Annotated in this window: 10 protein-coding genes; 8 read left to right on the top strand and 2 right to left on the bottom strand. The window is 73.6% G+C overall.

Annotated features, from left to right (window positions below; all coding sequences use genetic code 11):
- Positions 1–10: 10 nt before the first annotated feature.
- The 8 genes from Y09_RS15740 (at position 11) to Y09_RS15775 (ending at position 10,539) form a co-directional block, all read left to right on the top strand.
- Positions 11–2,038, top strand: a complete 2,028-nt coding sequence (locus Y09_RS15740; RefSeq protein WP_053918814.1) for a glycoside hydrolase family 13 protein — start codon at positions 11–13, stop codon at positions 2,036–2,038.
- A gap of 73 nt (positions 2,039–2,111) precedes the next feature.
- Positions 2,112–3,812 carry an alpha-amylase family glycosyl hydrolase gene (locus tag Y09_RS15745; protein WP_053918815.1) on the top strand — a complete coding sequence of 567 codons (1,701 nt, stop codon included), beginning with the start codon at positions 2,112–2,114 and terminating at the stop codon, positions 3,810–3,812.
- Between the two features lie 132 nt (positions 3,813–3,944).
- The gene (locus tag Y09_RS15750) at positions 3,945–5,204 is read left to right on the top strand and encodes a carboxylate--amine ligase (protein ID WP_053918816.1); all 1,260 of its coding nucleotides are present in this window, start codon (positions 3,945–3,947) and stop codon (positions 5,202–5,204) included.
- Positions 5,205–5,279: 75 nt separating this feature from the next.
- Entirely contained in the window at positions 5,280–6,554 is a 1,275-nt protein-coding gene (locus Y09_RS15755; RefSeq protein WP_053918817.1) for a carboxylate--amine ligase, read from the top strand.
- A 61-nt stretch (positions 6,555–6,615) separates the two neighbouring features.
- Positions 6,616–7,122 (top strand): YbhB/YbcL family Raf kinase inhibitor-like protein, encoded by a 507-nt coding sequence (locus Y09_RS15760; RefSeq protein WP_053918818.1) that lies wholly within the window; start codon positions 6,616–6,618, stop codon positions 7,120–7,122.
- Between the two features lie 207 nt (positions 7,123–7,329).
- Positions 7,330–8,568 carry a glycosyltransferase gene (locus tag Y09_RS15765; protein WP_053918819.1) on the top strand — a complete coding sequence of 413 codons (1,239 nt, stop codon included), beginning with the start codon at positions 7,330–7,332 and terminating at the stop codon, positions 8,566–8,568.
- Positions 8,565–9,341 (top strand): TVP38/TMEM64 family protein, encoded by a 777-nt coding sequence (locus tag Y09_RS15770; protein ID WP_053918820.1) that lies wholly within the window; start codon positions 8,565–8,567, stop codon positions 9,339–9,341. Before Y09_RS15765 ends, Y09_RS15770 begins: the two co-directional genes overlap by 4 nt.
- A gap of 13 nt (positions 9,342–9,354) precedes the next feature.
- Complete coding sequence (locus Y09_RS15775) at positions 9,355–10,539, top strand: glycosyltransferase (RefSeq protein WP_053918821.1); 1,185 nt, start codon at positions 9,355–9,357, stop codon at positions 10,537–10,539.
- Positions 10,540–10,635: 96 nt separating this feature from the next.
- Here the strand turns inward: Y09_RS15775 and Y09_RS15780 are convergent, their stop codons facing one another.
- Entirely contained in the window at positions 10,636–11,076 is a 441-nt protein-coding gene (locus Y09_RS15780) for a heat shock protein transcriptional repressor HspR (RefSeq protein ID WP_053918822.1), read from the bottom strand.
- Between the two features lie 115 nt (positions 11,077–11,191).
- Positions 11,192–12,199, bottom strand: a complete 1,008-nt coding sequence (locus Y09_RS15785) for a DnaJ C-terminal domain-containing protein (RefSeq protein WP_053918823.1) — start codon at positions 12,197–12,199, stop codon at positions 11,192–11,194.
- Positions 12,200–12,334: the final 135 nt, after the last annotated feature.

Below are 12,334 nucleotides of genomic sequence, written 5' to 3' on the forward strand. Positions count from 1 at the left end.
GACCCTCCCGATGAGCGATCTCCCCTCCCCCGCCCCGCAGCCGGTCGATCCCGCGATCGAGCCCAGCGGCGTGCCCCTGACCGAGCAGCCCCACCACGACTCCGGCCCGTCCTTCGTGCCGGGTCCGCGGGCGGGCCTCGGCCAGGAGGCCACGCTGCGGGTCTGGGTGCCTGCCGCCTATCCGGCCCGTACCCTGGCCCTGCGGTCCGTGGTGGACGGGGAGATCCTCACCGGGGACCTCACCCCGCGTCCCGCGTCCGACGGCACCGGCACCTGGTGGGAAGCGACCCTGACCGTCGCGAACCCGGTCGTGCCCTACCGCGTCGCCGTGCTCGCCGAGCCCGGTGCCCGCACCGCCTCCGGCGCCCCGGTCCCCACCTACGCCTGGCTCACCGCCGCCGGCCTGGTGCCCTGGGACGTCTCCGACGCCACCGACTTCCGCCTGGTCGCGCACGAGCCGGCTCCGGACTGGGTGGACGACGCGATCGTCTACCAGGTCTTCCCCGACCGCTTCGCCCGCAGCTCCCGCATCCCCGAGGACGCCGAGGGCCGCCCCGTCCCGGAGGACCTGCCCGCCTGGGCGGTGCCGATGCGCTGGGACGAGGAGCCCGCGGTGCGCGGCGACCTCACCGGCGCCCAGTACTACGGCGGCGACCTCGACGGGATCATCGAGCGCCTGGACCACATCGCCTCCCTCGGCGCTGACACCGTCTACCTCACCCCGATCTTCCCCGCCGGCTCCGTGCACCGCTACGACGCCTCCACCTTCGAGGCGGTCGATCCGCTGCTCGGCGGCGAGGAGGCCCTGGTGCGGCTCTCGAAGGCGCTGCACGCGCGCGATATGCGCCTGGTGCTGGACCTGACCACCAACCACACCGGGGACACCCACGAGTGGTTCCGCGCCGCCCAGGCCGATGCCGGGAGCGAAGAGGCCGGGTACTACCTGTTCACCGAGCACCCGGACCGCTACGTGAGCTGGCTGGACGTGCCGAGCCTGCCCAAGCTCGACCAGCGCAGCACCGCCCTGCGCGCCCGCCTCACACGCGGCGAGGGCTCCGTGACCGCGCGATTCCTCGACGAGCCCGTGCTCGCCGACGGCTGGCGCATCGACGTGGCCAACATGACCGGCCGCCACGGTGCTGTGGACCTCACCCGCGAGGTGGCCCGCGAGATGCGCGGCACCCTGCGCCGAGTCCGCGCCCGCACCGGCCGGGACACCTGGCTGGTCGCCGAGCACGGCCACGACGCCACCGGGGACCTGGACGGCGACGGCTGGCACGGCACCATGAACTACACCGGCTTCACCCGGCCCCTGTGGGCCTGGCTGGCCGAGCCCGGCAGCGCCCTGAACTGGCTGGGACTGCCCATGACGACGCCGCGGCTGCCCGGCGGTGCCGTCTCCCGCAGCCTGCGCGACTACAACGCGCAGATGCCCTGGCCCTCCCGCCTCCACTCCCAGAACCAGCTCTCCAGCCACGACACGTCCCGCACCCGCACCGTGGTCGGCGAGCGCGGCCGCCAGCTCACCGCCGTCGCCGCCCTGGCGGCCCTTCCCGGGGTGCCCACCGTCTTCGCCGGGGACGAGCTCGGCGCCGAGGGCCTCACCGGGGAGCACGCCCGCACCCCGATGCCCTGGGCCGCCATCGACGCCCTCTCAGAGCAGGCGGGTGATCCCGGGGACGCCGATCTTCCGGTCGATGCCGAGGTGCTGGAGGCCACCCGCACCCTGCTGGGCCTGCGCCGCGAGCACCCGGCCCTGCGCCGCGGCGGCCTGCGCTGGCTGCACACCGGGGACGACGCCCTTGTGCTCGTGCGCACCCACCCGGACGGAGACATCATCGTGCACCTGGCCCGGGACGCCCACGATCCCGTCGCCTTGGACCTGCGGTCCCTGCCCGGCGTGACCGGTGCCCATCCCCTGGCGGCCGTCGGCGGTGCCACCGCCGCCGCGGACGGACCGCTGCTGCACCTGCGAGCCACCGCGGCCGGCGCCACCGTGCTGGCTGCTGAAACGACCACGGAACCGACCTCTGGCTGAGACTCCACGAATCCTCCGGGCCGGCACTCCCCGTCGGCCCGGCGCCCCGCACCGCCCCCATCGGAAGGACACCATGACCACCACCACCTCGCCCGCCCCCGCGACCGCGCAGCCGGAGGCCGGCGCCCCCGAATGGTGGCGCGACGCCGTGGTCTACCAGGTGTATCCCCGCTCCTTCGCCGATGCGGACGGCGACGGCATGGGCGACCTGCCCGGCGTCGCCTCCCGCCTGCCCTACCTGCGCGAGCTCGGCGTGGACGCCCTCTGGCTCTCGCCCTTCTACACCTCCCCGCAGCGCGACGGCGGCTACGACGTGGCCGACTACTGCGACGTGGACCCGCGCTTCGGCTCCCTCGCCGATGCCGACGAGCTCATCGCCTCCGCCCATGCGATGGGCCTGAAGGTGGTCGTGGACATCGTCCCCAACCACTCCTCGAGCGAGCACGAACTGTTCCAGCAGGCGCTGGCGGCCGGGCCCGGCTCCCCCGAGCGGGACATGTACGTGTTCGCCGACGGCCGGGGGGAGCACGGCGAGCTGCCGCCGAACAACTGGACCTCGATCTTCCACGGCGAGGCCTGGACACGCGTCACCGAGGCCGACGGCAATCCCGGGCAGTGGTACCTGCACATCTTCGACACCTCCCAGCCGGACTGGAACTGGAAGAACCCGCGCGTGCACGCCCTGTTCCGGGATGTGCTGCGGTTCTGGCTGGATCGCGGGGCCGACGGGTTCCGCGTGGATGTCGCCCACGGGATGGTCAAGCCCGAGGGGCTGCCGGACGCCGCCGTCAACGCCGAGGGGCTGCTGGACATCCCCGAGGGAGAGGTGCCGATCTACTTCGACAACGACGGGGTGCTGGAGATCTACCGCGAGTGGCGGCCGATCCTGGACTCCTACGAGGGTGAGCGGATGATGGTGCTGGAGGCCTGGATCCCCGAGCACCGGCTGCCGCTGTACATCGGCCCCGAAGAGGCGCACCAGTCCTTCAACTTCGGGTTCCTCCAGGCCACCTGGGGCGTGGAGACGATGCGGGCGGCGATCGAGAAGCCGCTGGCCCTGGCCGATGCCGTGGGCGCGCCCACCACCTGGGTGCTGTCCAACCACGACGTGATCCGGCACGCCACCCGCTACGGCTTCCCGCCCGGCTACCGCTTCGGCGAGGGGCTGGGCCGCGAGGAGACGCCGGACGCGGCGCTGGGCCTGGCCCGCGCCCGCGCGGCGACGCTGCTGATGCTGTCCCTGCCGGGCGCCGCCTACCTGTACCAGGGCGAGGAGCTGGGCCTGCCGGAGGTCGCGGAGATCCCCGACGCGCTGCGCGAGGACCCCGCCCATCTTCGGGCCGGGGTGCCCGGCCGCGACGGCTGCCGCGTGCCACTGCCCTGGCGGGCGGACGCCCCGGCGTACGGCTTCTCCCCCACCGGCGAGAGCTGGCTGCCGCAGCCGGAGGAGTTCGGGGCGCTGGCGGCGGATGCGCAGGAGGGCGTGCCCGGGTCGACGCTGGAGATGTACCGCGCCGCGATCGCGCTGCGCAGGGAGCACGGCCTGGGCCGCTCGGACGCCCCGGTGGAGTTCCTCGAGGACCTGCCCGAGGGCCTGCTGGGCCTGGTGCGCGGCGAGGTGGTGGTGCTGGTGAACACCTCGGAGCAGGAGCTGCCCCTGCCCGCCGGACCGGACGGCCTCGACCTCGCGGACGCGGAGGTGCTGGTCGGCTCCGCCGAGCCCGTGCCCGGCCGGCTCCCGGCCGACGCCGCCGTGTGGCTGCGTCGGCGCTGAGCCGCCGCTGCGCCGGGGAGGAGCAGCACTGGCGCCGCCGGCGGATCGCCGGTGAGTCGCGGTGCTCACGTCCGGCCGCGCAGGGCCCGTCCCTGCGCGGCGGGAGCCCGCCTCCCCGCTAGGATCGCGCTCATGCGCTCGCCCTCCGCCCCGGTCGATCCCGGGTTCGACGTCGTCGTCCTCGGCGCCGGCCTGAACTCACTGAACCTCACCATCGCCTTCCACGCCCAGTACGGGATGCGCTGCACCACCGTGGTGCGCACCCCGGTGGCGATGAACGAGCGCACGGTCACGACGGACCTCGTCACCCTCGGCGCCGACGCGAGCGACGAGGACCTGCGCGATGCGCTGATCGACCTGGCCGCCCAGCGCCCGGCCGGCCGGCCGGCGCTGCTGCTGACCAACGCGGACTCCCTCATCGAGCTGATCGATCGCTTCCGCGCCGATCTGGAGCCGCACTACCTGCTCGCGCAGGTCGACGCCCAGCTGCTGTCGCGCCTGGCGGACAAGGCCGAGTTCGCGGAGATCTGCGATGAGCTCGGCATCGACACGGTCCCCACCGTCATCGTCGACTTCTCCCGGGCCGGGGAGCCGGACTGGAACGGGCACGAGGAGCTGCCCTGGTCCTATCCCGTGGTCGGCAAGGCCGCGAACACCGCCGAGTACCACCACGTCGACTTCCCCGGGAAGAAGAAGGTGTTCTTCCTCGAGTCCGCCGAGGAGCAGCGGGCCCTCGTGCGGTCCCTGCGGGAGGCCGGCTTCACCGGGCGCTTCCTGTTCCAGGAGCTGATCGAGGGGGACGACACCGCGCAGCGCTCGATCACCGCCTACCGCTCCAGCCGCGGGAGGGTGACGCTGCTGTGCGCGGCGCAGGTGCTGCTGGGCGAGCACACCCCCGAGGCGCTCGGCCGGCCCGCCGCGATGGTCACCGGCGACTTCCCGAGCCTCACCGCCGCCGCGGAGCGCTTCCTGGACCATGTGGACTACGTGGGCTTCGCGAACTTCGACGTGAAGGTCGACCCGCGCACCGGCCGGGAGTGCTTCTTCGAGATCAACCCCCGCATCGGCCGGAACAACTACTACGTCACCGCCGCGGGCGAGCCGGTGGCGCGGCACGTGGTCGAGGACCGGGTGCACGGACGCGACATCGCCCAGGTGCGCGTCACCCGGCCGATCCTCTACACGATCCTGCCGCTGCGGCTCGTGCTCTCCTATGTGCGCGATCCCGCCCTGCGCGAGCACGTCCGAGGTGTGGCGCGGCGCGGGCTGCGCAACCCCTTCCGGTACCGTCCTGAGGGCCTGTGGATGCGCTCCTACTCGGTCGTCTCCGGCCTGAACTTCGTGCGCAAGTACCGCGCCGTGTACCCGCGCCCCACCGACACCGGCTTCTGAGCGTCCCGCCCCGGCGCTCCTCGCTCCCCCGCACGACCTCTCCCGCACCGCGCACGACCGACAAGGACCCCTCTGATGCCCGACACCCCGCCCCGCCCCTACACCGCCGTGTCGACCCCCGAGGTGGACCTGGTGCTGCTCGGCGGCGACATCGGCATCTACGCCCTGGCCCGCGCCTTCCACGAGAAGTACGGGATCACCTCGACGGTCGTGACCCGGAAGGTCGCCGGCCCCGTCGCGGACTCCTCGATCCTGACCACCGTGGAGCTCGGCATGGCCGCCTCCGAGGATGACATGGTCGCGGCGCTGCTGCAGGTGGGGCGCGAGAAGGCCGCCCGCCCCGGTGGCACCCGCCCGGTGCTGCTGGCGAACGCGGACTTCCTGGTCGCGCTGCTGGCCGCGCACCGGGACGAGCTCGGCGAGCTCTTCCACCTGCCGCTGTTGGACGACGACGTGCTCGAGGCCGTCGCGGACAAGGCGACCTTCTCCCAGATGTGCTCCGAGATCGGCGTGGCCACCCCGCGCACCGTCGTGCTCGACTTCGAGGGCGGCACGGCGCCGGAGGTGCCGGAGCTGGACCTCGGCTGGCCCGTGGTCGCCAAGGCCTCCCGCTCCTCCGCGTACAACGCCGTCTCCTTCCCCGGCAAGCGGAAGGTCTTCGAGATCGCGGACCGCGCGCAGCTGCTCGACCTCGTCGGCCGCCTCACGGCGGCCGGCTACCAGGACCGCTTCGTGGTCCAGGAGATGATCCCCGGCGACGACACCTCGATGCTGTCGGTGACCGCCTATGTCGACACCCAGGGCCGGGTCACCCTGCTCGGCGGGGCGCAGGTGCTGCTCGAGGAGCACACCCCGGGCGCGCTGGGGAACCCGGCGGCGATGTTCACGACCGACCTGCCGGAGGTGTTCGAGCAGTCGGTGCGCTTCCTGCACCACTCCGGGTACCGCGGCTACGCCAACTTCGACGTGAAGATCGACCCCCGCGACGGGGTCGGGAAGTTCTTCGAGGTCAACCCTCGCATCGGCCGGAACAACTACTACATGACCGCGGCCGGGGCGAACGTCGCGCTGCCCGTGGTGGCGGATCTCGTCGAGCAGCGCGAGATGGAGCGGCTGGTGCCGCGCGAGGAGATCCTCTACTCGATCGTGCCGTGGCCGCTGCTGCGCCGCTACATCATCGACCCGGACCTGCGCACCCGGGTGCGGGAGATCGGGAAGCGCCGCACCGTGCACCCGCTCGCCTACGGGGTCGAGGGCGCGAGGCGCCGCTTCTACGTGCTCGCCGCGAAGATGAACCAGGTCAAGAAGTTCCTCCAGCACTACCCCCGCCCGTCGGCCGACGGCTTCTGAGGAACGGGAGACCGGCGCGGCCCGGTCGACTTCTCCGCGCGCCCTGCCTAGGCTGATCGGCATGAGCGAGAACGTCACCGAATCCGACGAGACCTTCAGCCTGACCTCCTCCGCCACGCCGGACGGGACGGTGGTCGCCCCGCCGCAGCTCGTCGAGGCCCTCGGCGGGCAGAACCTCTCCCCCGATCTCGCATGGAGCGACGCTCCCGAGGGGACGCGGTCCTTCGCGATCACCTGCTACGACCCGGACGCCCCGACGGGCTCCGGGTTCTGGCACTGGGTCGCCTGGGACATCCCCGCCGCCGCCACGTCGCTGCCGCAGGGCGTGGCCCGCGAGGACGCCGGCTCGCCGATCCGCCAGGCCGTGAACGACTTCGGGAACGTCGGCTACGACGGGCCGGAGCCGCCCGCCGGCGCCCCGCACCGCTACCAGTTCTCGATCCACGCCCTGCCGGCGGAGACCCTCGGCGTCGAGCACGGGGCCGCCAACGTCCAGGCGCGCTTCGCGATCTTCACCCAGCAGCTGGCGTCCACGTCGCTCACGGCCCGTTACCAGGTGACGGGCTGACGCACTAGGGGGAAACTCTCCGCGACGCGTCGGGCGCGCCCGGTTCTGGCCCCTGGGCACCGGTCATAGGCTCGGAGCATGAGCACGAGGACCAGGCACGACCAGGCGTCGGAGGCAGGATCAGACCACGGTCTGACCCCTCTCCTCCGCTCGGCGGAGGCGCTCGGCGCGACCACGTGCGAACCTCGAGGGGTGAACGTGACCAGGATGCGCCCGAGCCCCTATCAGGACGCCGAGCCGACCCGTCCCCTGCGAGTGCTCCTCACCACGGACTGGTGGGAGCCGGTGGTCAACGGGGTGGTCGCCTCGGTCCAGACCCTGCGCCGCGAACTGCTCGCCCTCGGCTGCGACGTGCGGGTGCTGACGCTGTCCCAGGGCATCCGCACCCGCAGCGAGCAGGGCGTCTACCGCATCGGCTCGGTCTCCGCCTCGATGGTCTACGACCGCGCACGTATCGGCATGCCCGCCAGCCGCCGCGTGCTGCGCGAGATCCTGCGCTGGCGACCGGACGTCGTCCACTCCCAGTGCGAGTTCTCGACCCATGTGTGGGCGCGCCGCATCGCCCGCACCCTCGCCGTGCCGCTGGTGCACACGTACCACACGATCTACGAGGACTACACGCACTACTACTCCCCCAGCCGCTCCGTCGGCCGGAAGGTCGTGGAGACCTTCTCCCGCCGGGTCCTGGCGGGGACGGACGCCGTCGTGGTCCCCACCGCGAAGGTCCAGCGGATCCTCACCGGCTACGGGGTCCGCTCCCCCGTGCACGTCGTGCCGACGGGCCTGGACCTCGAGCGCTTCCGCCCCGCCGCGAGCGAGGCCGAGCACGAGGACGTCCGGGCGCTGCGCCGCGGGCTCGGCATCTCCCCCGAGCAGCGGGTTCTCGTCTCCGTCTCGCGCCTGGCCAAGGAGAAGAACCTCGAGGAGGTCCTCGACATGGTCGCGGCCGCGGACCGGGCGGACACGGTGCTCGTGCTCGTCGGGGACGGACCCTACCGCCCCGAGCTCGAGGCGCACGCCCGGGCGCTCGGGATCGCCGACCGGGTCCGCTTCGCGGGCGTCGCGGATCCCGCCGAGGTGCAGCGCTGGTACCGGATCGGCGAGCTGTTCGTCAGCGCCTCCCTCAGCGAGACCCAGGGCCTGACCTTCATCGAGGCGCTCGCCTGCGGGCTGCCGCTGCTGTGCCGCCGCGACCCGTCGCTGGCGAGCGTGGTCGTCGAGGGGCGCACGGGCTGGCAGTACGAGGACGCCGAGCAGTTCTCCGCCCACCTGTCCACGCTGCTGGACGGTCCGCGCCGGCGCGAGGAGATGGCGGCCGCGGCCCGTGAGCACGCGCAGGCGACCTGCGGGGCGCAGGACTTCGGTCGGCACGTGCTCGAGGTGTACCGCCAGAGCCTGCGCCGCAGGCCCGCCCGGATCATCTCGCGCCCGGTCGTGACCGCATGAGCACCACGACCGGGACGATCCCGGCGGTCCGCACCGCGCCGACGCGCCCGGCGACCCCTGCCCGCCGCGTCGCCGTCCGGCCGGTCCCCGCACCCGTCTCCCGCCCGGGTGCGGTGCAGGCCCCGGCCGCCCCGGCCCGCCCCGGCGCTGACCGGATCTCCGGGACCGGCGGCGGGGAGGCGGGGATCCGACGGGACCCGCTGCGGATCGCCGCGCGGCTCTCCCCGCTGCTCGGCCTCGGCCTCTCCATCGCGCTGGTGGTCTGGGGGCTCGACGCCGGGGTGCTGCGCTCGCTGACGAACCTGCAGGCGTTCATCGACTCGCTCGGCGCCTGGGGTCCGCTCGCCTTCTTCGTGGTCTCCGCCGCCTCGGTCGTCTTCCCCATCGTCCCCGGCGGCCTGCTGGTGATCGCGGGGCCGGTGCTCTTCGGCGCCGTCGAGGGGACCGTGCTGAACTACCTCGCCGTGTGCTCGGGCTCCCTGCTGAACTTCCTGATCGCGCGGCACGTGGGCCTGGGCCTCATCGAGCGGATGTTCCGTCCGCGCACGGTGGAGAAGCTCCTGGGCTGGACGCGCAGCGCGCACTTCACCCGCGCCTTCGCGCTCGCCATCGCGCTGCCCGTCGCGCCCGACGACCTGCTGTGCTACATCGCGGGCACCACCCGCATGACGTGGCGCACCTACGTCGCGATCATCCTGCTGTGCAAGCCGTGGGCGCTGATCGCCTACGGCCTCGGCGTGAGCGCGCTGCTGCTGCGCTTCCTTCCCTGGTGAGGAGTACTCCCCGATGCTCATGAGCTCCCGCGCCGCGAGGCGCCGCCGTCGGCCCCTCGAGGCGGCCGGCCGCCGACTGGACCGCATCGCCCGCACCGTCCTGCCCGGACGCCCTCCCCGCCGCGGGGTGCGCGGCGACGAGCCGCTGCGCGTGCTGCTGCCGCACGGCCTCGCCTCGCTGGCGAAGGAGTCCGGGATCGGCGCCGCGATCCGCCATCAGGAGACCGCCGTGCGGGCACTCGGCCACGAGGTGGTCACCAACCCCCTGCGCCCCTTCGACGTGGTGCATCTGAACACCCCGTTCCCGGACACGCCGCTGCTCGCGCACTGGGCGCGGCTGAGGCGTCGGCCGGTACTGATGTGGGCGCACTCCACCGAGGAGGACTTCCGCGACTCCTTCCCCGGGGCGAACCGCGTCGCGCCGCTGTTCCGTCGCTGGATCGCGCACCTGTACCGCCGCGGCGACCTCGTGGTCACCCCGAGCGAGTACTCGCGCGGGCTCATCTCCCGGCCGGAGTACGGCCTGCGCGCCCCGGTGCGGGTGCTCTCCAACGGCGTGGACACGACCTTCTTCCGCCCCGATCCGGGAGCGCGGAGGCGGCTGCGCGAGCAGCTGGGCCTCGGTCCGGAGGCGCGCGTGGTGGTCAGCGTCGGGATGCAGCTGGTGCGCAAGGGGATCCTCGACTGGGTGGAGGTGGCGAGACTGCTGCCGGAGGTGACCTTCGTCTGGTACGGCCGCACCGATCCCCGCATGCTCACCCGTGACGTCGAGCGGGCGCTGGCCTCCGCCCCGCCGAACGCGCTCTTCCCCGGCTACGTGCAGGCGGAGCAGGTGCGCGAGGCGTACTGCGGGGCGGACGCCTTCTGCTTCCTCACCAAGGAGGAGACCGAGGGGATCGTGCTGTGGGAGGCGCTGGCCTGCGAGGTGCCCGCGCTGGTGCGCGCGATCCCGATCTACCGCGACGGGATGCCCGACGGGGTGCTCACGCACCAGGTCGCGGGCGACGGCCCCGGCTTCCCGGGGCGCGTGGCGGAGAAGCTCACTGCGCTGCTGGACGGGGAGCTCGCCGACCTCCGCCGGGCGGGACGCGAGGCGGCCGAGGGCGTGGACATCCAGCAGATCGCGCGGACGCTCGGGGCGCTGTACGAGGAGGTCGGGGCGCAGCCGCACCGGCCTGCTGCCGGGAGGGACGGCTGAGGCCGGGCCGCCCGGGCGCGGGTCCCGGCCGAGGCCCGGCGTCGTCGGCCGCTCGCTCGGCGCGGGCGAGGGAGGCTCGGTGCCGGCGGCCCGAGGTCAGCGCCGGTGGCCGGGCCGCCAGACGACGAGCGCGCCGCTGCCGGAGCTGCGGCGGGGCCGCTCGCCGCGGCGCAGGGCGCTGATCTCCCCGTCGCGGTCGGCGGTGAACACGCGGCGCTGCGCGGGGCTCATCGACTCGAGGGTCTCGCGCACGCGCTGCAGCTGGTCCTGGAGGGTCTGGACCTCGTCCTGCAGCTCGAGGATCCGGTTGATGCCGGCGAGGTTGATCCCCTCGTCCTGGGACAGCGCCTGGATCTCCCGCAGCCGCATCACGTCGCGCGGGCTGTAGCGGCGTCCCCGGCCGCGGGTGCGCTGCGGGACGACCAGGCCGAGCCGGTCGTACTGGCGCAGGGTCTGGGGGTGCATGCCGGAGAGCTCGGCAGCGACCGAGATGGCGAAGACCGGCGCGCGCTCGTCGAGACGGGACGAGGGGGCCATCGGACAGCTCCTTCCGGGATGCGGAGATGGACGGGTCGGGACGGGCGCGGCGGCGGGCGGCGCCGATCTCCGAACGGACCGGCCGGAGACCTCCGTCCGGCCCGTTCGGCTCCGGTCAGCCGGCGGCGGCCGCGGCGAGCCCGGCGCGCGGGTCCTCGCCCTTGAGCGCCTCGCGGAGGTCCTCCACGGCCTTCTTCGCCTTCCCCTCGACGTGCGAGGGGACTGCGACCTGGACGGTGACGTGAAGGTCGCCGGTGCGCTTGGAGGTCTTCAGGCCCTTGCCGCGCACGCGCAGGGTACGGCCGGACGGGGTGCCCGCGGGGACCTTCACCGACACGGCGCCACCGTCCAGCAGCGGGACGGACAGGGTGGTGCCGAGCGCGGCCTCGTCGAAGGAGACGGGCACCGTGATCTTCAGGTTCGCGCCGTCGGCGCTCCACACGGGGTGCTCCTCGACGTCCAGCGTGAGCAGCAGGTCTCCTGCCGGGCCGCCGCCGGGGCCGGGCCGGCCCTTGCCGCGCAGGCGGATCTTCTGCCCGTCGTGGACGCCCGCGGGGATGCGGGCGGTGACGGTCCTCCCGTCGACGTTCAGCCGGATCTCGGTGCCCAGCGCCGCGTCGCGGAAGCTGATCCTCGTGCGGGCCGTGATGTCCTGGCCCTTGGAGGGGCCGGGCTGGAAGCCGGCCGGTCCCCCGCCGCCGAAGCCGCCGCCGGCCTGTCCGCCGAACATCTTCAGCAGGTCGTCGAGGTCGGGGTTCGCGCCGCCTCCGCCGCCTGCGGCGTAGCCGCCTGGGGCGCCTTGGCCGCCGCCGAACATGGAGGAGAAGATGTCCTCGAAGCCGGCGGCCCCGGGGCCGCCCTGCCCGGCGGAGAAGCGGGCGCCGCCGGCGCCCATGGCGCGGATCGCGTCGTACTGCTCGCGCTGCTCGGGATCGTTGAGGACCGAGTAGGCCTCGCCGATCTCCTTGAAGGTCTCCTCCGCCGCGGGGTCGTCGGGGTGGCGGTCGGGGTGGTACTGCCGGGCCTTCTTGCGATAGGCCTTCTTGATCTCCTGCGCGTCGGCGTCCTTGGAGACGCCGAGGACCGCGTAGAAGTCCTTGTCGAGCCAGTCCTGTCCGGACATCAGCGTCTCCTTCCGGGAGCCTCAGGTGCTTCTGCGTCGTTCGTGGTGTTCGTGGGGTTCGTGGTGTTCGTGGGGTTCGTGGTGTTCGTGGGGAATGAGCCGGGGCGGGGCCCGTCGGCGGGACCGACGGGCCCC

Source organism: Brachybacterium sp. SW0106-09, from assembly GCF_001293905.1.
Lineage (GTDB): Bacteria > Actinomycetota > Actinomycetes > Actinomycetales > Dermabacteraceae > Brachybacterium > Brachybacterium conglomeratum.